Source organism: Litoreibacter halocynthiae (assembly GCF_004365635.1).
Classification (GTDB): domain Bacteria; phylum Pseudomonadota; class Alphaproteobacteria; order Rhodobacterales; family Rhodobacteraceae; genus Litoreibacter; species Litoreibacter halocynthiae.
In genome coordinates, this window is sequence record NZ_SOBH01000001.1 from 1,445,159 (window position 1) to 1,465,888 (window position 20,730).

Annotated in this window: 18 protein-coding genes; 5 read left to right on the top strand and 13 right to left on the bottom strand. The window is 58.4% G+C overall.

Annotated elements, in window-relative coordinates; genetic code table 11:
• Positions 1 to 35 precede the first annotated feature (35 nt).
• Positions 36 to 746, top strand: coding sequence for a VIT1/CCC1 transporter family protein (locus BDE40_RS07020; protein ID WP_134013690.1), 711 nt, complete (start codon positions 36 to 38; stop codon positions 744 to 746).
• Here BDE40_RS07020 and BDE40_RS07025 read toward each other — a convergent pair.
• The gene (locus BDE40_RS07025; protein WP_134013691.1) at positions 743 to 1,447 is read right to left on the bottom strand and encodes an endonuclease/exonuclease/phosphatase family protein; all 705 of its coding nucleotides are present in this window, start codon (positions 1,445 to 1,447) and stop codon (positions 743 to 745) included. The genes BDE40_RS07020 and BDE40_RS07025 overlap by 4 nt on opposite strands.
• A gap of 51 nt (positions 1,448 to 1,498) precedes the next feature.
• Between BDE40_RS07025 and BDE40_RS07030 the strand changes: the two genes are divergently transcribed.
• Positions 1,499 to 2,155 carry a DUF2238 domain-containing protein gene (locus tag BDE40_RS07030; RefSeq protein WP_134013692.1) on the top strand — a complete coding sequence of 219 codons (657 nt, stop codon included), beginning with the start codon at positions 1,499 to 1,501 and terminating at the stop codon, positions 2,153 to 2,155.
• A gap of 7 nt (positions 2,156 to 2,162) precedes the next feature.
• On the opposite strand, the gene BDE40_RS07035 is transcribed toward BDE40_RS07030, so the two are convergent.
• Together BDE40_RS07035 and BDE40_RS07040 are read right to left on the bottom strand one after the other, a co-directional pair.
• On the bottom strand, positions 2,163 to 2,474 hold the full coding sequence (locus tag BDE40_RS07035; RefSeq protein ID WP_134013693.1) for a chaperone modulator CbpM: 312 nt from the start codon (positions 2,472 to 2,474) through the stop codon (positions 2,163 to 2,165).
• Positions 2,475 to 2,477: 3 nt separating this feature from the next.
• A complete protein-coding gene (locus BDE40_RS07040; protein ID WP_134013694.1) occupies positions 2,478 to 3,428 on the bottom strand; it encodes a DnaJ C-terminal domain-containing protein in 951 nt (316 codons plus the stop codon).
• Positions 3,429 to 3,565: 137 nt separating this feature from the next.
• On the opposite strand from BDE40_RS07040, the gene BDE40_RS07045 reads away from it, so the two are divergent.
• Complete coding sequence (locus BDE40_RS07045; RefSeq protein ID WP_134013695.1) at positions 3,566 to 4,420, top strand: universal stress protein; 855 nt, start codon at positions 3,566 to 3,568, stop codon at positions 4,418 to 4,420.
• 57 nt (positions 4,421 to 4,477) lie between these two features.
• Here BDE40_RS07045 and katG read toward each other — a convergent pair whose 3' ends face one another.
• On the bottom strand, positions 4,478 to 6,652 hold the full coding sequence (gene katG / locus BDE40_RS07050; RefSeq protein ID WP_134013696.1) for a catalase/peroxidase HPI: 2,175 nt from the start codon (positions 6,650 to 6,652) through the stop codon (positions 4,478 to 4,480).
• Between the two features lie 168 nt (positions 6,653 to 6,820).
• On the opposite strand from katG, the gene BDE40_RS07055 reads away from it, so the two are divergent.
• A complete protein-coding gene (locus BDE40_RS07055; protein ID WP_134013697.1) occupies positions 6,821 to 7,765 on the top strand; it encodes a LysR substrate-binding domain-containing protein in 945 nt (314 codons plus the stop codon).
• Complete coding sequence (locus tag BDE40_RS07060) at positions 7,755 to 8,585, top strand: shikimate dehydrogenase family protein (RefSeq protein WP_134013698.1); 831 nt, start codon at positions 7,755 to 7,757, stop codon at positions 8,583 to 8,585. Before BDE40_RS07055 ends, BDE40_RS07060 begins: the two co-directional genes overlap by 11 nt.
• A gap of 30 nt (positions 8,586 to 8,615) precedes the next feature.
• Here the strand turns inward: BDE40_RS07060 and BDE40_RS07065 are convergent, their stop codons facing one another.
• The 9 genes from BDE40_RS07065 to BDE40_RS07105 form a co-directional block, all read right to left on the bottom strand.
• Complete coding sequence (locus tag BDE40_RS07065; RefSeq protein ID WP_134013699.1) at positions 8,616 to 9,125, bottom strand: DUF2478 domain-containing protein; 510 nt, start codon at positions 9,123 to 9,125, stop codon at positions 8,616 to 8,618.
• Between the two features lie 46 nt (positions 9,126 to 9,171).
• A complete protein-coding gene (locus BDE40_RS07070; RefSeq protein WP_134013700.1) occupies positions 9,172 to 9,789 on the bottom strand; it encodes a carbonic anhydrase in 618 nt (205 codons plus the stop codon).
• 4 nt (positions 9,790 to 9,793) lie between these two features.
• Complete coding sequence (locus BDE40_RS07075; RefSeq protein ID WP_134013701.1) at positions 9,794 to 10,324, bottom strand: hemerythrin domain-containing protein; 531 nt, start codon at positions 10,322 to 10,324, stop codon at positions 9,794 to 9,796.
• Between the two features lie 18 nt (positions 10,325 to 10,342).
• A complete protein-coding gene (locus tag BDE40_RS07080) occupies positions 10,343 to 11,140 on the bottom strand; it encodes a peptidylprolyl isomerase (RefSeq protein ID WP_134013702.1) in 798 nt (265 codons plus the stop codon).
• A gap of 5 nt (positions 11,141 to 11,145) precedes the next feature.
• A complete protein-coding gene (gene narI / locus BDE40_RS07085) occupies positions 11,146 to 11,862 on the bottom strand; it encodes a respiratory nitrate reductase subunit gamma (RefSeq protein ID WP_134013703.1) in 717 nt (238 codons plus the stop codon).
• 12 nt (positions 11,863 to 11,874) lie between these two features.
• Positions 11,875 to 12,579: a nitrate reductase molybdenum cofactor assembly chaperone gene (narJ, locus tag BDE40_RS07090; RefSeq protein ID WP_134013704.1), complete on the bottom strand. Its 705-nt coding sequence runs from the start codon at positions 12,577 to 12,579 to the stop codon at positions 11,875 to 11,877.
• A gap of 1 nt (position 12,580) precedes the next feature.
• Positions 12,581 to 14,119, bottom strand: a complete 1,539-nt coding sequence (narH, locus tag BDE40_RS07095) for a nitrate reductase subunit beta (RefSeq protein ID WP_134013705.1) — start codon at positions 14,117 to 14,119, stop codon at positions 12,581 to 12,583.
• Entirely contained in the window at positions 14,116 to 17,850 is a 3,735-nt protein-coding gene (locus BDE40_RS07100; protein WP_134013706.1) for a nitrate reductase subunit alpha, read from the bottom strand. The genes narH and BDE40_RS07100 overlap by 4 nt, the downstream gene beginning before the upstream one ends.
• A 64-nt stretch (positions 17,851 to 17,914) precedes the next feature.
• On the bottom strand, positions 17,915 to 20,599 hold the full coding sequence (locus BDE40_RS07105) for a nitrate/nitrite transporter (protein ID WP_281275426.1): 2,685 nt from the start codon (positions 20,597 to 20,599) through the stop codon (positions 17,915 to 17,917).
• Positions 20,600 to 20,730: the final 131 nt, after the last annotated feature.

Sequence of the window (20,730 nt, forward strand, 5' to 3'; positions counted from 1 at the left end):
CCTGCCAGAATGGGTTTTTAGGAGGAAACCCGCCGATGCAGGACCACGGACACAGCAAAGCCGAGATTGCCAAACGGATTTCCGGCGAGGGTCAGGCGTCGCATCTGCGCGACATGATCTATGGCGGGATTGACGGTGCGGTGACAACATTTGCCATCGTCGCCGGAGTTCAGGGCGCAGGGCTGTCGCCGACCATCATCATCGCTTTGGGCATCGCCAATGTGCTGGCGGACGGGTTCTCCATGGCGGCTGGCAACTATTCCGGCACCAAGGCCGATCTGGACGACCGCAACCGGCTGAGCGCGCTGGAGCATCGGCACATCAAGGAATACCCTGAAGGTGAGCGCGAGGAGCTGCGCCAGATATTGGAACTCAAGGGCCTCAGCGGCGCGTTGCTGGAAGATGCGACCGACGCGATCACCAACAATTCGGAAAAATGGGTGGAGATCATGCTGACCGATGAATACGGTCTGGCCCCGACCCCCCCCGCCCCGATGAAGGCGGCCATCGCAACCTTCGCGGCGTTTCTGGTTGCAGGCATCGTACCGCTGTTGCCGTTCTTGCTGGGGTTGCCCAACCCGTTCCTGATCGCGGCCTGTGCCACTGCCTTGGTGTTCTTCGCCATCGGCACCGGAAAAAGTCGCTGGTCGCTCGCACCGTGGTGGTGGTCGGGGTTGGAAACACTTGCCATCGGATCGACGGCCGCGGCGATTGCCTATTTCGTCGGAACGCTGTTCCACATCTAGACGGGTGCGATGTCGCCCCAGATTGGTAGATGGTCCGACGCACGGCGCGCCAGTGGCCCTTCCTCGACGCCAGCGCTGCGCAACTCAAGACCGCCACTTAAAGCGATCCGATCAAGCGAGGCGATCTGACGCCGCGCATGAAAAGAGTGCCCGGGAATGTGAACCTCGAAGCGTCCCGCCAAAGGCTCCATGCCGCGCCGGGTCGACCATTCGTTGAAATCTCCGATCAACACGGTCGGGCGGTCCTTGTCGGTCTGTTTCAGAATGGTCTCGAATTGCTGCACACGGTTCCGCCGGATCAGGCCCAGATGCGCCGCAATCAAGTCCAACTCGAACGGCCCGCCCAAGGTCAGACGCACCGCCCCGCGTGGCTCCAGACCGGGAAGGTCCAGATGTGTCACCTTGCCGACGGAGATGTCCTTGCGCACCAGCACCGCATTGCCATGCCAACCAAGCGCTACGGCGTTGCGGGCAATTGGGGCAACCTCGTAATCCGTCTCTCGTGAGATCAGGTCGCGCGCCAAAGCCGAGGGGCGTGCGCCAAGGCGCATATCGGCCTCTTGCAGCGCCACCACGTCGGCCTCCAAGCTGTTGATAACCTCAAGTATGCGCATCGGGTCACGCCTTTGATCCAACCCGCGCGCCTTGCGGATGTTGTAACTGGCGACACGCAGCGTCGGGGATGGCTTGGGGCGACTCATGCTTGATAGATAGGATCTGCGTCCCCACGTTTGAAGAAGGAGGGCGTTCGTGTGGCATTTTCTTTAAAAAACCAAAGTCCGGTGCTGTTGCTCATCTGGGGGCTGCTTCTGGCTGTGTCCCTGATCGCACTGGTCTTGGGCCGCTATTCCATGGCTTTCGTTTCCTTTGCGACCTTTGGTTTGTCGCTGGCCCCCAACCTGTTGGCCTCACGTTTCAAGATTGCGCTGCCTGTTCCATTCGTCGTGGCCATCACCATGTTCCTCTTTGCTACGGTCTTTCTCGGCGAGGCGTTTGATTTCTACGGGCGCTTCTGGTGGTGGGATATCGCGCTCCATGGCACCTCTGCCATCGGGTTTGGCCTCACCGGATTCTTGTTCGCGTTCATGCTGTTCGAAGGCGACCGTTTCGCGGCCCCGCACTGGGCGCTGGCGCTGATCGCGTTCTCGATCGCCATGACGACAGGCGCACTTTGGGAGGTGTTCGAGTTCACCATGGACAGCCTGTTCGGGCTGAACATGCAAAAGACCGGCCTCGACGATACCATGGGCGATCTCATCGTTGACGCGATTGGCGGGGCATTGGGGTCCTTCGCGGGCTATCTTTATCTGACAGGATCGGACAAAGGGCTGCTGGCCCAGCCGATCCGGCAGTTTGTCGCCCTCAATCGAAGGCTCTACCTGAAGTCACGCAACAAACTGCGCAAATAGCGCCAAGCTATGACGCCATTCCGAACCGACCCAGCAAGCGGCGCAGGTGGTCACGCTCTTCCAACAGGTCCAGCGCCAAGGCAATCCCCGGCATGTTGATGCCGAGGTCACGCTCCAGCCTTCGGGCTTTCTTGGCCCGCAAAACGCTAATCTGGCTAAAGCTGTATTCCGCCTCTCCTGCACCGTGCGGCTCTACGACGCCGTGCTGGATCAAATCCACCACCCAAGCCTTGTCCGCATCGCAAAAGCGGCACAGCTCGTGCAGGGTCAACTCATCTACCAGATTGTCTTCATCGCTATGTGATTTAGCTTTCTTCATGGTCTAGGCCTCCATGCTTTTGCGCGGATCAAAACTCATTTCTTTAGCCATCTGCTCGTACAGCGCCTGTTCCGCCTGCGTTGTGGTGGGCGGGTTCACGATCTTCAGAACCGCATAAAGATCGCCGGCCAATCCGCCCGGAAGCCCCCGCCCCTTTAGGCGTAGTTTCTGGCCGGCGCGGGCATTTTTGGGAATGGTGATCCCCACCTCGCCACCCGGCGTAGGCATTGTGACTTTGCCGCCCAATGCCGCCTCCCAAGGGGTTACGGGCAAATCGACATAGATATCGCGCCCGTCGATGCGGTAGGTCGGATGCGGCGCGAACGCCACCTCAAGGAACAAATCCCCCGCAGGACCGCCACCAATTCCCGGAGACCCCTTGCCCTTCAACCGGATATGCTGGCCTTCACGAACGCCTTTGGGGATTTTAACAGATACGCTGCGATCTTTCAGCATCATCCGTCCGGATTCGTCCATTTCGGGAACCCGCATCGTTAAAACGCGGCTGGTTCCGTTAAACGCATCCCCGATATCAAGGGTCACGCGGGCATGTTGATCCTGCCCTGCGGCCCGCATGCCTGACGTCCGTCCTTCGGCCCGCGCGCCGGAGCGGAACAGGTTCTCGAAGAAGTCGCTAAAGGCCGCATCCTCGGGACCGCCCGCACCATGCGGCGGGTCGGAAAACTGATAGCCCTGTTCCCAATCAGGCGGTGGCCGGAAGCCCTGCCCGCCCCTAGGTGGCTCTGCCCCGAGCGCGTCATAGGCAGCCCGTTTCTCGGCGTCGCCCAAGACAGCAAAGGCTTCGCCAGCCTCCTTGAATTTGGCATCCGCGTCTTGATCGGAATTCACATCCGGATGATATTTTCGCGCCAGCTTGCGATAGGCTTTTTTGATCTCGTCCTGAGTCGCCGTCCGGTCGACGCCCAGAGCCTTGTAGTAATCCTTGTAGTCCATGATTTGCGGATGCTCCGGTTGAATAGTCGCTTTGCAAGCAAGTATATCACGGATTTTGCGCGTGCGTATTGAGACATCGCAAACAGGGACCCCGCGTTTTGTGTTAGATTAAGCCAAACAGCCAAGAGGTTTTTGATATGAAGAATGCAACCATCCTATCGATCATCGGAGCGAACTGCCCGACGAAGACCCTATCTCCCGTGGCCGACATAGCGCGTGCGCATAATCTTCATCTGGCCTACCTCGCGGTCGGTGCTATCCCACAATTTCCGAACTTCGGTGTTGGCATGCTGCCGTATGGAAGCCCTGTCGTCCCCGATACTTGGCAAGAGTCGGTCCAGCAGGTAAACGCAGATCTGAAGGCCAAATTGGACGAGGTCGAGGCCATGCTGGCCAAGGAAGGGTTGTCGGGCGACGTGTCCTCGGTTTACGCAGAACCTGCAGGGCTCGCAGAGCTGGTCTCATGGCGCGCAAAGGTGTGTGACTTAGCCCTTATTTGCAACGGGTTGCGCGGCGAACCTCAGACCTTCAAGAACGTCCTCCACGGCCTTTTGTTCAACTCCGCCACCCCAGTGGTCATTAACGATAGCGCGGGCGTCAAAACCTTGTCCGCGAAGAACATTCTGGTGGCGTGGAACACCAGCCTGCCAGCCTCCCGCGCGGTCAAGCGTGCGATACCTCTGCTCAAACAAGCCGAGAACGTTACCATTGCGTGCTTTGACCCCAAAATGAGCGAATTGGCGGACGGTGAAAATCCGGGCTCCGACGTCGGAAAGTGGCTGACGCGCCATGGCTGCAACGTCACGGTGGAGCAGCATCCAAGCGGCGGCAAAGAGATTGCCACCTGTATTTTGGCGCGTGCGGCGGAAGTTGGGGCGGAATTGGTGGTTGCTGGGGCTTACGGCCACTCTCGACTGCGCGAGAACCTGTTTGGCGGCACCACTGCCAGTCTGTCAGAACAAACCGATGTCGCCGTGTTCATGGCCCACTAGGGCCTCTCGGACGGCAAAGAGCCCCCGCGCGGCCAGATAGCCGCGCGGGGGGTTTTCTTAGGCCAGATCGAAGCGATCCGCGTTCATCACCTTGGTCCATGCGGCAACGAAATCCTTCACGAACTTCCCGGCGTTATCATCCTGCGCATAGACTTCCGCGTAAGACCGCAGCACCGAGTTGGACCCAAATACCAGATCAACCCGCGTTGCCGTCCACTTGACCGCGTCGGTCTTGCGGTCACGGATTTCGTAGAGGTTGCTACCCACAGGTTTCCAGGTGTTGTTGATATCGGTGAGGTTAACGAAGAAATCAGTCGTCAGCGCCCCCTCGCGATCAGTGAACACGCCGTGCTTGGTGCCGCCATGGTTGGTACCCATAGCTCGCATCCCGCCGACCAACACGGTCATCTCATGCGCCGTCAGGCCCATAAGTTGAGTGCGGTCCAGCATCAGCTCTTCTGCGCCAACGGCGTAGTCCTTCTTCAGCCAGTTGCGGTAGGCGTCGTGGATCGGCTCCAGCGGCTCGAATGATTCAGCGTCGGTCATCTCGTCCGTCGCATCGCCCCGCCCTGCGGCGAAAGGAACCGAGACATCGAAGCCCGCGGCCTTCGCCGCTTGTTCCACACCAACATTGCCGGCCAGCACGATCACATCGGCCACGCTGGCACCGGTGTCCGCAGCAATGCCTTCCAGCACGCCCAGCACTTTGGCCAGACGGGTCGGCTCGTTGCCTTCCCAGTCCTTTTGCGGAGCCAGACGGATACGCGCACCGTTCGCACCCCCGCGCATGTCGGAGCCGCGATAGGTACGTGCGCTGTCCCATGCGGTCGAAACCATCTCACTCATCGACAATCCGCTTTGGGCGATCTTTGCCTTCACCGCATCGACATCATAACCGGTGTTGCCCGCAGGGACCGGATCCTGCCAGATCAGGTCTTCTTGCGGCGCTTCCGGCCCGATGTAGCGGACTTTCGGCCCCATGTCGCGGTGGGTCAGCTTGAACCAAGCCCGTGCGAACACTTCGGAGAAATAGTCGGGGTTCTTGTAGAACTTCTCGGAAATCTCGCGGTAAATCGGGTCCATTTTCATCGCCATGTCGGCGTCGGTCATCATCGGGTTACGACGCACAGACGGGTTGGCGGAATCAACAGGTTTGTCTTCTTCCTTGATGTTGACCGGCTCCCACTGGTTCGCGCCTGCGGGGCTTTTGGTCAGTTCCCAGTCATGGGTGAGCAGCAGGTAAAAATAGCCATTGTCCCACTGGGTCGGGTTGGTGGTCCAAGCGCCCTCAAGGCCACTGGAGACAGTGTCGCCACCCACGCCGGTTCCTGTCGGATTGTGCCAGCCAAGGCCCTGCCCCTCCAGCCCGGCACCCTCCGGTGCCTCGCCGATCACGTCCGCATTGCCGTTCCCGTGGCATTTACCAACAGTGTGGCCACCAGCCGTCAGGGCAACGGTTTCTTCGTCATCCATCGCCATGCGGGCGAAGGTTTCGCGCACTTGCAAGGCGGTCTTCAGCGGATCGGACTGACCGTTAACACCTTCCGGATTCACATAGATCAGGCCCATTTGGACTGCTGCCAACGGGTTCTCCATGGTGGCCGGATCTTCGAGATTGTCGTATCGGCTGTCGCTCGGGGCCAGCCATTCTTTTTCCGCGCCCCAATAGATGTCTTTCTCAGGTGCCCAGATATCGGCACGGCCATATGCAAACCCGTAGGTTTTCAGCCCCATGGATTCGTAAGCGGCGTTGCCCGCAAGGATCAGCAGGTCGGCCCAGCTAAGTTTGTTGCCGTATTTCTTTTTGATCGGCCAGAGCAGGCGGCGCGCCTTGTCGAGGTTCACGTTATCAGGCCACGAGTTCAACGGCGCAAAGCGCTGGTTGCCCGTAGCACCACCGCCACGGCCATCAGCCAGACGGTATGTACCAGCCGCATGCCACGCCATGCGGATCATCAAGCCGCCATAATGGCCCCAATCGGCTGGCCACCAATCCTGACTGTCCGTCATCAACGCATAAAGGTCTTTTTTCAACGCATCATGGTCGAGGGTTTTGACCTCTTCGCGGTAATCAAACTCTTCCCCCATCGGGTTGGTCTTCGCATCATGCTGGTGCAAAATGTCCAAGTTCAGTGCATTCGGCCACCAATCCATGACAGAGGCCTCCATGTCCGTGTGAGACCCGTGCATAACAGGGCATCCGCCCGCACCGCCAAGTTTGTTTCCGTCCATGATGTTCTCCGCTTGCTGTCTAAAACTGTGGTGTCTTGGCGTCGCCCGATCAGGCACTCGCGATCCAAAAGAATCCCCCCAAGGACACCTCTTCTTCTGAACCAATTATAGGCGCTAAAAACCATAGTTAAAATTTGTATTTTCTAATTATATCTATAATTTCTAATTATGAGTCAGATCACCTTGAAACATCTCAAATACTTTGAAGCACTTGCTCATCACGGCCATTTCGGGCGGGCTGCCGATGTGTGTTCGATTTCGCAACCCGCGCTGTCTGTGCAGATGAAAGAGCTGGAGCAAATCCTTGGCGCGCCGCTGGTCGAACGCAGTACCCGAAAAATACGCCTGACCCGGCTGGGTGAGGAGTTCGCCGTCCGTGCGCGCGAAGTGCTGCGCTCCGTCGACGAGCTAAGCGACCTCGCCCGCGCGTCCCGAAACGAGCTGTCCGGCCCGTTCCGCATCGGCATCATCCCGACGATTGCGCCGTACCTGCTGCCTGCCTTCGTCAAACGCCTGTCGAAACACCACCCTGATCTGGATCCGCACCCGCGCGAGGCTGTCACGCAACGCCTTATCGACGATCTGCTGGACGGGCGGCTCGATGCGGCAATCGTCGCCCTACCGGTATCGGAGGCGTCCCTGACCGAGGTGGCGCTGTTCGACGAGGACTTCGTGTTGGTGCGCCCCCTCGCTGACGCCGACAAGCCTGTCCCCAGCTCTGACAAGCTGCGTGAAATGCGGCTGCTTTTGCTGGAGGAAGGTCATTGTTTCCGCGATCAGGCGATTTCGTACTGCAACCTGTCCTCATCCCTGCCGCGCGACCTGATGGAGGCGAGTTCGCTCTCGACCTTGGTTCAAATGGTCGGTGCGGGCATTGGCGTCACTTTGATCCCCGAAATGGCAGTGCCAATCGAGACCCGCTCCGCCGCTGTGTCTGTCGCGCGACTGCCCAAGCCCCAACCCTCCCGCACAATCGGCATGGTGTGGCGCAACACCAACCCTTTGGCGGACCACCTGACGGGCATTGCGGAGTTGTTCCGCGACGTGGGAACCAGCCAAGCGAAGTCACTCCAGAACCCCGATACTGATAGAGCGCAACACCATGACCATTAAACTCGGACTGATCGGGGACAATATCGCCGCATCAAAGACTCCTCGCCTGCACCGGACCGCAGGGCAGCTAACAGGGGTAGAGGTCACCTATGACCGTCTGGTCCCCAAAGACATGGGCCTGACCTTCGATGAAATTTTCTCACAGGCGCACGCCAGCGGGTTCCGCGGGCTTAACGTGACCTACCCGTATAAAGAGCTGGTGGTGAAAAAGGTCACCGTGGCCGCCCCCTTGGTGCGTGCGATTGGCGCGGTGAACACGGTTGTGTTCACGCCAGATGGACCACAAGGACACAACACAGATTACAGCGGCTTCGTGCGGGCCTACCGCTCTGCGCGCGACGAAACCCCGGGCAAGGTCTGCCTGATCGGGACAGGAGGCGTCGGCAAGGCAGTCGCGTTCGGCCTGATCGCGTTGAACGCGAGAGAAATCCGCCTTGTCGATCTCGACAGTGATAAAGCGCAGGAGTTGGCCGAGGCGTTGATCGCCTTTGCCCCTGATATCCACGTTACAGTCTCCAATGACGCGATCACCGCGGCGCATGGCGCGGATGGTATAATCAACTGCACACCGCTGGGCATGGGCGGTATTGGTGGCACCCCCCTGCCCGCTGACGCGATGCGCGGCGCGTCTTGGGCCTTCGATGCGGTCTATACCCCCGTCGACACCCAGTTCCTGCAAGATGCGGCGCGCGCGGGCCTAAGCATCATTTCCGGCTACGAGCTGTTCTTTGGCCAAGGTATCGACGCTTGGGATATCTTCACCGACATCGCCATAGATCACGCAGCACTTCGTGCCGCCATTCAAGGTGACGCGCAATAAACAAGTCTGCGGGTCTTGATCTGTGACCGCTTAAGCCGGCTCCATCGTCGCCTCGACCCATTCGACCAGAGCCTCTGCGTTTGGCTCCACCTTTTGGGCGCACCCGTCGGTAAACTCCAAGAACGCGGGCTCGCTGAGCCCGTTTGTTCCAACAAGGACCGGAACGCCAAGCGAAATGGCCTCCGCGATAATATCCCTGAAGCCGCGCCCGTCGGCCTCGTGCTTGCCGAACTTGTTGACGATTAGCACATCCGCCCCAGCCCGAAGCTGCTCTGTGGCCATGCCAACGGCCCGTTCCAGCGCGTCGGGGTCAAGGCGGCATCCATGCGACTCCTTGCCAAGGCTTTGCGAAATCCGGATGGCAGGCCCGTCGGGAAGAACCAGCACATCCATGTCGCACGGTCCGTCGCAGACCCGTTCGGTGTTCACCTGAACGGTGCCGCACAAGCGCAGCCCCTTGTTGGCGAGTGTTTCGGCAAGCGATGCCAGCATCAAGTCCGTGTCGCCGCGACCGGGCGCGATTGTGTAAGCAATGTTCATATGCTCAGCCTTCCTGCAAAGAGAGAGATAAAGCGGTCTTTCCGGCTCACGACTGAGCCTCCGCCTGAAAGTGACCGGGGCCGACGGTGCAATCGAGGTCGCGCAGCAGGCCGTTCTTCAGGCCGTAGATCAGGCCGTGAATGCGCACTCCAACACCGGCTTTCCACGAGCGCTGGATAATCGGCGTCTCGGCAATCCGCCGGACACCTTCCATCACGTTCAATTCCGCCAGCCTGTCCTGCCCCTGCTCCGCATTGGCCAGCGTCGATAGATCAACCGCGTAGGACCGCGCCAAGCGTCGGATGGGTTCCAGCCAATGGTCGGCCAAGCCGTGCGGCAGATCATCCGTCGCTGCTTTCACACCACCGCAGCCATAGTGGCCACAGACGATCACCTCGCGGATATTCAGTGCGTCCACCGCAAACTCCAGCGACGACAGCAGGTTCATATCCGTCGAATGGACCACATTCGCGACGTTGCGGTGAACAAAGACCTCGCCGGGATCAAGCCCTGCGACGACATTGGCAGGCACGCGGCTGTCCGAGCAGCCGATCCAGAAGAATTCCGGCGTCTGGCGTGTCGCGAGGCGGGCAAAGTAGCCCGGCTCCTCTTCATTGCGCTGGCGTGACCACTGCGCATTCCGGTCAAGAAGGGTTTTTAGCATAGCTTCATCCTATCACACGGTGGAGCCCACGCCGCTCAAGCATGTGCCGCCGCATTTTATCAAGGTCATTTGCTTTCAAGCGTACCCGCGCGATGGGCAGCAAAATGGCATTCTCGACGCTTATATGGCTGCGGGCATGCGACGCGAAATTCCGGATCATCCGGCGGGTCCGCTCCGACATCGGCGTCGCCTTTCCCAAAAGCAAGACGATCGCCGGAAGGTCGACCATCGCATGGCCGTGGTTGGACTGTAGTCGCGTGATCACGTCGTCGATCTGGTCTTCGGCCTTGCACCGCAAACGCATCAGCGGAACCAGGTCCTCGTTCTCGTCTTGTAGATGCAAGGGAAGCTCTTCCTTCAAATAGGTGATGACGGTTGTCACATCCGCGGCCTTCGGGACCGCGGACTGGGCTATCTGGTCAAGCAGATCACAGATGCCACGTTCGCGGGTGTTGTCTTCCACCAGAAAATCCAGTGGATTTCCAAGCTCCCGTGCTGAATGGAAACATCCAGTTCTTCGTTGTGAGCCGGTCATGAAGTCACCCTCGGATCGCTAGACAGGTTTTAAGTCGGCCCCTTTGATCTCGGACGCCTTAACCAGTTGATCGACAAACTCCCGCGCCTGACGCGCCCAAGTCGCCTTTTCCATGGCATCGGAGATTTTCTGACGCACGCTCTCGAATGGCAGAGGTTGCCCCTCGGCCAACGCATCCAAGCGAATGATGTGATACCCGTGGCGGCTTAATACCGGTTTTTCGGTAATTTCACCCTCGGTCATCTCGCGAAGAACGGCTTCGAACTCAGGCACCGTATCGCCCGGCCCAAGCTGGCCCAACGCCCCACCCGAAGACTTCGAGCCACAATCGCTTTCGCGCTTAGCCAACGACGCGAAACCTTTGGGCTCCTTGAACGCCATTTTGGCGATCAGTTCGGCGCGTTTGAGCGCTTTCTCCGTGGCCGCTTTGTCACGGGGATCACAGGCACACAAAATATGCGACACCTCCCACAAGACGGGCGAGCGGAACCGCTCGGGGTTGCGATCGAACTCGGCGCGGATGTCGGCATCGTCGGGCGCGCCGACATCCACCGCCTGATCGAGAAGGCCCCTGATCAGGGCCTCCTCCTCTGTCTCGAAGCGCCCCGGCCCGACTTCGGCCGGTTCAGATTGCAAACCCTGCCGCTTGGCTTCTTGTAACAGCAAGGTGCGCACCGCCACAGCATTGGCCGCTTTGCGCCATGCGATACCGGGCTTGCCCTTCGGGGCATCGTGGTGCTGCGTCTCGGCAGCGATCAATGCGTGTGGGACGGTTTCGCCGTTGACCACAAGGTCAGGGAACAAAGATGCGTTCATAGATCCTACTCCGCTGGTTTTACAGATTTACGGCGAGACCGCACGATTTGGTAACCGGGCCGCGAGAGATAGCGGAACGGAGCAGCAAACCCCGAGATCATGTGCACCAGTCGCGTGAACGGAAACAGGATCGTGATAAGAAGCCCAAGGAAGATGTGCACCTTGTAGAGCCAGTGAACATTCACAACCATCGCCCACGCGTTGAGCTTCAGGAAGATCACGCTTTGTGACCATGTCATGAAGCGCACCATTTCGGCCCCGTCCATATGCTGGAGCGTCAGCGTGATGGTCCCCAGACCGATCAACAGTTGCAGCCAGATCAGAACCAGAATTCCGATATCCGCAAAGCTGGTGTGCCGCCAGATACGCGGGTCGGTGACACGGCGATGGATCAACATCGTCGCACCGATCAGCGCCATGATGCCGGCCGTGCCGCCAAGGATAACGGCCATCCACTGCTTAAGGGCATAAGGAACGCCAAGGACGTCCAACACCCAAACCGGGGTAAACAGGCCAACCAGATGCCCGCCAAAGACGGTGATGATGCCCACGTGGAACAGGATCGAGCCCCACACCAGCTGTTTGCGCCGCAATAGCTGGCTGGAAGACGACTTCCACGTGAACGGGTCACGCTCGTAGCGTGCAATAGAGCCGACAACCAAAACGGTCAGCGCGATGTAGGGCATGATACCGAAGATGAAGTAGTCAATATTCTCTTGCATGTTCTTTTCTCCCTATTCGGCCGCATGCTGCGGCGCGGGGGTGGCAGGTTCGTCCATGCGTGAAAGCATGTCGCGCACTTGTGGGCAGCCGGCGTTCGGATCGGGGCCGAACAGCACTTCGCTTTCTTCCCAAATCTCGTCCAGCGCCTCTAGGTCGTTTGGATCGACGTCGGGTTGTTCCAGCAGTTCGGCGACCGCCGCGCTGTCAACCTTTGCGCCCGAAAGCTGCAACAGAGCGGTAAACACCGCGCTATAAGCGCTTTCGCGACGTGCCAACCGTTCGGTCAGCGCGTCAAAGATATGGGCCGCATCCGCCAGGATTTCCTGCCCCTCATCGGCCGGACGGGTCGCCAGAAACTCCAGCAACACCGGCAAGTGGTCGGGCAGTTCCGAGGTCACGGGCTCAAACCCGCCATCGCGGTAGGTTTCAACCAGAGACACCATCGCACCGCCCCTGTCGCGACTTTCGCCGTGAACGTGCTCGAACAGGTTAAGTGACAACGTGCGCGACCGGTCAAACAGCATCACATACTGCTCTTGCAGCTCGTAGATATCGCTCTCGCTGAGGGCTTCGACCAGCGGGCGCAGTGCCCGCCGTGCCGCTGTTGTAAGGCGGGACTCGGCGGCAAGAACACCCCCGATTTCCGGCATGGCTTCCTGCAGTTCCCGCGTCGGGTAGCTCAGGATCAGCGAGATCGCTTTTAAGGTACGGTCCATGTTATTTCGCCTCCTGCGGGATTTTCAGATCAGGCATTTTCAGGGCTTTCTTCGACCCGCCGAAAAGCGAGCCTTTGGAGATACCCGGAGAACATCCGTTGGTATCGGTAAAGCCACAGCCGGAGCGCAATTCATACGCATCCTCAACCTGTTCACGGTGGGTTGTCGGGATCACGAAACGGTCCTCGTAGTCGGCAAGGGCCATGATCTTATACATGTCCTCGATCATCCGACCGTTCAGTCCGACCTTCTCGGCGATGCCTTCGTCGATCACACCCTCAACGGTTTTGGACCGCATATAGGCGCGCATGGCCAGCATCCGCTCCAACGCGGTGGCAACAGGTGCTTCATCCCCTGCCGTCAGCATATTGGCGAGGTATTTCAGCGGGATACGCAAATTACGCACATCTGGCATACCTCCATTCATGCCGATCGCACCGGCCTCTGCGGCGTTCTGGATCGGGGAGAGCGGCGGGATATACCACACCATAGGCAACGTCCGGTATTCCGGGTGCAGCGGGAACGCGACTTTCCAATCCATCGCCATTTTCCAGATCGGGCTTTCTGCGGCGGATTTGATCCAATCCTCCGGCACACCATCGCGGCGGGCCGCTTTGATCACCTCGGGGTCTTTGGGGTCAAGAAATACGCCTAGCTGTGCATCATACAGATCGGTCGTCTCGGGTGCGTTCGCAGCCTCTTCGATCTTGTCTGCATCATAAAGCATCACACCCAGATATCGGATGCGGCCCACGCAGGTTTCCGAACACACAGTCGGGTTGCCGGATTCAATGCGCGGATAGCACAGCGTGCACTTCTCGGATTTGCCGCTTTCCCAGTTGTAGTAAATCTTCTTGTAGGGGCAGCCCGAAACACACATCCGCCAGCCGCGGCACTTCTCTTGGTCGATGAGGACAATGCCGTCTTCTTCGCGCTTGTAGATCGCACCTGACGGGCACGAAGCGGCGCAAGCCGGGTTCAGACAGTGTTCGCACAGACGCGGGAGATACATCATGAATGTATTCTCGTACTCGCCGTAGATCTCCTTCTGGATGCCCTCGAAGTTGTAGTCGTCCGAGCGCTTCGAGAATTCGCCACCAAGGATTTCTTCCCAGTTCGGGCCTTTCTCGATCTTCTGCATCCGCTCGCCGGTAATCTTCGAGCGTGGGCGTGCCGTCGGGAAAGCCTTCCCTTCAGGCGCGGATTTCAGGTGGTCGTAGTCGAAATCGAACGGCTCGTAGTAGTCGTCGATCTCGGGCAGGTCGGGGTTGGCGAAGATATTCGCCAAGATCCGCCATTTACCGCCTTGCTTGGGTTGCAGTTTGCCGCCCTTGCTGCGTTCCCAACCGCCGTTCCAGCGGGCTTGGTTTTCCCAGTCGGTGGGATAGCCAAGGCCCGGCTTGGTTTCGACGTTGTTGAACCATGCGTATTCGACACCGTCGCGGCTGGTCCATACGTTCTTGCAGGTCACAGAGCAGGTATGACACCCGATGCATTTATCGAGGTTCAGCACCATGCCGATTTGAGCGCGAACTTTCATTCTGCAGCCTCCTTGTTGTCGGTTGCTTCATCATCAAGCCAGTCGACATTTTTCATTTTACGAACAACGACGAACTCGTCCCGGTTCGACCCCACGGTCCCGTAGTAGTTGAACCCGTAGGACTGCTGCGCGTAGCCGCCGATCATATGGGTCGGCTTCAGCACTGTACGGGTGACCGAGTTGTGGATACCGCCCCTGTTGCCCGTCTTTTCGGAGCCAGGGGTGTTCACGATCTTTTCTTGGGCGTGATACATGAAGGTCGTGCCTTCCTTGATCCGCTGGGACACCACCGCGCGGGCCGTTAAGGCACCGTTGATGTTGTACAGCTCGATCCAGTCGTTATCGACAATGCCCGCCGATTTGGCGTCCACTTCCGAAATCCAGACCACCGGCCCGCCCCTGTTCAACGTCAGCATCAACAGGTTGTCGGAATAGGTCGAGTGGATGCCCCATTTCTGGTGCGGCGTGATGAAGTTCAGCACGAGGCTGTCACCTTCATCCTTCACCGCATCGGTGATGGTCTTGAGGTCGACCGGAGGCCGGTAGCTCATGAACCCTTCACCAAAAGCGCGCATCCACAGGTGATCCTGATAGAGCTGCTGGCGACCCGTTAGGGTCCGCCACGGGATCAACTCATGCACGTTGGTGTAACCCGCGTTATAGCTGACCTTCTCGCTCTCGATGCCCGACCATGTGGGCGACGAGATGATCTTGCGCGGTTGCGCGGCGATGTCCCGGAAGCGGATCTTGTTGTGGTGTTCACCTTCGGCCAGATGCGCATGTTCGCGCCCTGTGGCTTTCTCCAGCGCTTCCCACGCTTTGACAGCAACCTCGCCATTGGTTTCCGGCGCCAGCATCAGGATGACTTCGCAGGCGTCGAGGGCGGTGTCGATTTTCGGGCGACCCGCAGCGGCACCGTCAAGCTGGACCCCGTTCAAGGCCGACAGGTTGTCGATCTCGTCTTGGGTGTTCCAATTGATGCCTTTGCCGCCATTCCCGAGCTTGTCCATGAGCGGACCAAGGGCGGTGAAGCGGTCATAGATCGCTGTGTAATCCCGCTCGACCGTAATGTAGTTCGGTGCGGTTTTGCCGGGGATCAGATCACACTCGCCTTTCTTCCAGTCCATCACTTGATCCTGCGCAATTTCGGCAGGTGTGTCGTGAAGGATCGGCAAGGCAACGATGTCTGTCTCGTGCTCCAGATAGCCCGGAGTAATCTCCTGAAATTTCTTCGCGATGGATTTGAAGATTTCCCAGTCCGATTTGGACTCGTAGGCAGGGTCCACAGCCGCTTGAAGCGGGTGGATGAACGGGTGCATGTCCGACGTGTTCATGTCGTCTTTTTCGTACCAGGACGCCGTAGGCAGAACGATGTCGGAATAGACGCAGGTGGTCGACATACGGAAGTCGATGGTCACCAACAGGTCCAGCTTGCCGCGTGGCGCTTCGTCATGCCACTTGGCCTCTTTGGGAAGTTGCCCCCCCTCTTCGCCCAAGTCCTTGCCCATGACGCCGTGATCGGTGCCAAGCAGGTGCTTGAGGAAGTACTCATGCCCCTTGCCGGACGAGCCAAGCAGGTTGGAACGCCACACAAACAGGTTGCGCGGCCAGTTCTCCGGCGCATCAGGATCTTCGCAGGCCATCTGCAAATCGCCAGATTTCAGCTGCTCCGTCATGTAGGCCGGAACCTCCTTGCCTGCCGCCTTGGCCGCTTTGGCAACCTCTAGCGGGTTTGTCTTCAGCTGCGGTGCAGACGGCAGCCACCCCATCCGCTCGGCGCGAATGTTGTAGTCGATCAGGCTGGCGTCCCAATCACCATCCGGTGCAGTCGGGCTAAGGATTTCCTTCGATTCCAGCGTCTCGTAGCGCCACTGGTCCGTGTGCGCATACCAAGCCGAGGTGGAGTTCATGTGCCGAGGCGGACGGTTCCAGTCCAGCGCAAAGGCCAGTGGTTGCCAGCCGGTTTGTGGACGCAGCTTTTCCTGCCCCACATAGTGCGCCCAGCCACCGCCGGATTGACCAACGCAGCCACACATCACCAGCATGTTGATGATACCGCGGTAGTTCATGTCCATGTGGTACCAGTGGTTCAAACCAGCACCCAAGATGACCATCGACTTGCCGTTGGTCTTCTCTGCGTTATCCGCGAACTCGCGGGCGACGTGGATGATCTTGTCTTGCGGCACACCGGTGATCTTCTCGGCCCAAGCCGGAGTACCTGGCATGTCGTCGGCATAGTCGCTTGTGACCCAATCGCCGCCAAGACCACGATCAAGACCATAGTTGGCACAGAACAAATCGAACACCGTGGCCACGGCGATCTTCTTGCCTTTCGGCCCTTTGATCATCTTGACCGGAATGTTGCGTGTCAGGACATCAGGGTGATCCGCATCAGTTGCGAACTGGCCAACAGCCTCGCCGCCGAAATAGGGGAAATCAACGCCGACAATCTCGTCGTGTTCTTCCTCCAGAACGAAGCTCATCGAAAGCTTGGTATCCGCCGCCGATGCGCGTTCTTCGAGGTTCCATTCCCCGTCCTCGCCCCAGCGGTAGCCGACTGATCCGTTCGGGGCGACAAACGCCTTGGACGTCTCGTCGTAGGCGACAGTTTTCCACTCGGGGTTGTTCTTTTCACCCAACTTGCCTGCCAGATCATCCGCGCGCAGGAAGCGGCCCGGAATCATGCGTCCGTCTTTTTCTTCTAGCTTCACCAGCATCGGGAAGTCGGAATATTTGCGGGTGTAGTCCTCGAAATACTCGGCCTGACGATCAAGGTGGAATTCGCGCAGGATCACGTGACCAAACGCCATCGAAAGTGCCGCATCGGTGCCTTGCTTGGCATTCAACCAGACATCGCCAAACTTGGCGGCCTCCGAATAGTCGGGGCAGATAACGGCGGATTTGGTGCCTTTGTACCGCGCTTCGGTGTAGAAATGCGCGTCAGGTGTCCGCGTTTGCGGCACGTTCGAACCCCAAAGCAGCAGGTAGCCCGCGTTGTACCAATCGGCACTTTCGGGAACGTCCGTCTGCTCGCCCCACGTCATCGGCGAGGCAGGAGGCAAATCGCAGTACCAGTCGTAGAACGACATACAAACGCCGCCCAACAGCGACAGATAGCGAGAGCCCGCCGCGTAAGACACCATCGACATGGCCGGAATAGGCGAGAAGCCGAAGACCCGGTCAGGGCCGTAGGTTTTAGCGGTATAGGCGTTGGCCGCAGCCGTGATCTCGGTTGCTTCGTCCCAAGTGGCGCGCACGAAGCCGCCCTTGCCGCGGGTTTCAACATAAGACGCGCGCAGGATCGGATCGCTCTGGATCGCGGTCCATGCCGCAATCGGGTCCATCGTCTCGCGCATCTTGCGCCAGACCTTCATCAACTTGCCGCGGATCAACGGGTTTTTCACCCGGTTCGCAGAATACAAATACCAGCTATAGGACGCCCCGCGGGCGCAGCCGCGCGGTTCGTGGTTGGGCAGATCAGGACGTGTGCGCGGGTAGTCGGTTTGCTGGGTTTCCCATGTCACGATGCCGGACTTCACGTAGATTTTCCAGCTGCAAGACCCGGTGCAGTTCACCCCGTGGGTCGAGCGCACGATCTTGTCGTGACGCCAGCGGTTGCGGTACGTGTCTTCCCAATCGCGGTTTTCACGGGTCACTTGCCCATGACCGTTCGAGAACTGCTCCAATTCTTTGGACTGGAGGAAGTTCAATCTATCGAGCAGGTGGCTCATGTCATTCTCCTAAGTGGCGTTAAGTGCGCCGCCCGTCCTCGGGCGGCGCTGGAGGTTGTTTGGTTCAGCAAGGAACGGGCGCTGTTTTGCGGCTGTAGTAGACCCAGCAAATCACCGCGCAGATTGCGTAGAAAACAAGGAAGGCCCAGAGTGCGCCATTCGGTGCACCTGTCATTGCAATCGAAGTGCCGTAGCTTTTCGGGATAAAGAAAGCCCCGTAAGCCGCGATTGCACTGGTGAAAGCGATGATCGCAGCGCTTTCACGTTCGATTTGCTTTTGCAGCAATCCGGCATCCAGATCAGGCATCAGGCGTGGAACTTCCTGGCGCATGATTGCCGGGATCATCTGGAAGGTCGAAGCATTGCCGACACCTGTCAGGAAGAACAGCGCCATGAAGCAGGCAAAGAACATCCAGAAGTTACCGCCTACCCCATCAGCTGGCAGGAATTGCAGCACACCGAAGACCGCGACGATCATTCCGACAAACGTCCAGAACGTCACCCGACCACCACCGAACTTGTCAGATATCCAACCGGTACCAGCGCGGCTCAAAGCTCCTACAAGTGGGCCAAGGAAAGCAAATTGCAGCGCGTTGACTTCAGGAAACTGGGTTTTCATCAGCAGCGGGAAGCCCGCTGAATATCCGATGAAGCTCCCGAATGTACCCGTGTATAGGATACACATGATCCAGTTGTGGAACCGTGAGAAGATAATAGCCTGATCCGAGAAGGACGATTTGGCCGAAGCAATATCGTTCATCCCCAGATAGGCCGCGATTGTAGCCAAGATGATGAACGGTACCCAGACGAAGCCTGCGTTTTGCAACCAAAGCTCGCCGCCATCGCTAAGAGCAACCGGCTCACCGCCCAAGGCGCCGAAGACACCCATGGTGATGACCAGCGGCACCAGAAACTGCATGACGGACACACCGAGGTTGCCAAGACCGGCATTCAGCGCCAGCGCGTTCCCCTTTTCAGCTTTTGGATAGAAGAAGCTGATATTGGCCATGGAGGACGCAAAGTTGCCACCACCCAGACCACAGAGCAGCGCCAGCACCAAGAAGATCAGGTATGGCGTTTCGGGGTTCTGCACGGCGTAGCCGATGCCCATTGCGGGCAGCAGCAGCGATGCGGTGGACAGGGTTGTCCAGAGCCGCCCACCAAAGATCGGTACCATGAAGCTGTAGAAGATGCGTAGCGTTGCACCGGACAGACCAGGAAGCGCCGCGAGCCAGAACAGCTGGCCTTGGGAAAAGTCGAACCCGATGGCAGGCAAACGCGCAACCACGACCGACCATACCATCCAGACCGAAAACGCCAAAAGCAGTGCCGGGATCGATATCCACAGATTGCGGCGTGCAATCTTGCGCCCTTTCGTCGCCCAGAACTCTTCGTTCTCGGGCTCCCACTCGGTCAAAGTTGCAGCAGACGGGGCGACCGGGATTGGCATACCTTCGAATTCAGGCAACTCAGGCAACGCGTCGCGGGCAACATCAGGGTTGGCACGCTCCATGTTGCGCACCGAGAAGTGCATCCATGTCAGCGCGATTGCGACCAACAGGAACAGGAAGGCGAAACAGGTTGTGTAAACTCCGGTCAAGTCCAGCAAAGCGCCAAAGATAATCGGCAATACGAAACCGCCAAGACCACCGATCATCCCAACAAGACCACCAACTGAACCGACGTTATCAGGGTAATAAACAGGGATGTGCTTGTAGACCGCCGCCTTACCAAGGCTCATGAAAAAGCCAAGACCGAAGATCATCAGAACAAATGCGCCAAACCCCATTTCGGTGGAGAATGAAATGTCCCCACCCTTGGCGTGGATGGTGTAGCTGGTCGACGGATAGGACAGCATGAACAGCATCAGTAGCGAGAACCCGAATGTCCAGTACATCACTGCCCGCGCGCCGAAACGGTCGCTCAAATGGCCACCATATGCTCGGAAAATACTAGCCGACAAAGAGAACGCGGCAGCAGCCATACCGGCGGTGCGAATATCGACCGCGTACACATCGACCAGATAGTGCGGCAGCCATAGTGCCAAAGCGACGAAGGCACCGAAAACAAAGAAATAATAGAGCGAGAAACGCCAAACCTGAATGTTCTTGAGCGGTGCAAGCTGCGCGCTCAGCGTCAGGGCCTTGCCCCCGGATTTGCGACGGGCCTCGAAGACCGGATCATCCTTGGCGAAAAGGAAGAAGATAATCGCAATTGCGGCAAGGCCAAGCGCCCAAATATTCGCCACAGCTTCCCAGCCATAAGCGACCATCACAAACGGAGCACCGAACTTGGTCACTGCAGCGCCGACGTTACCAGCCCCGAAAATGCCAAGTGCCGTGCCCTGCTTCTCGCGCGGGTACCAGTGCGACACATAAGCGACCCCGACTGCGAACGAGCCGCCAGCGAGGCCAACACCAAGTGCTGCGACCAAGAACATTGTATAGGTATCGGCCATGGTCAGCAGGAAAGTGGCTGCCGCTGCCAAAAGCATTTGGACCGGGAAAACGATCCTGCCCCCGTATTGCTCTGTCCAGATACCCAACATCAATCGTGTAAGCGACCCTGTCAGGATTGGCGTTGCCACCAAGATGCCAAATTGTGTTTCGTTAAGCCCCAACTCGGATTTGATCTGAACGCCGATAATGGCAAAAATAGTCCAGACTGCAAAGTTGAGCGTAAATGCGATTGTACTGAGAGACAGAGCCCGGTTTTGGTCTCCACGCGTTACTCCGGAAAGTGCGTTCACGACATGTCCTTTCATTTGCATGCGCCCGAACGGCACATCAATTACGCGGCAAACTAGGATGCTGAGGGGCTCATTAAGATTGATCTGAGTCAAAACAGGGCGACAAACGCAGCAAAACAAATGGGTTACAA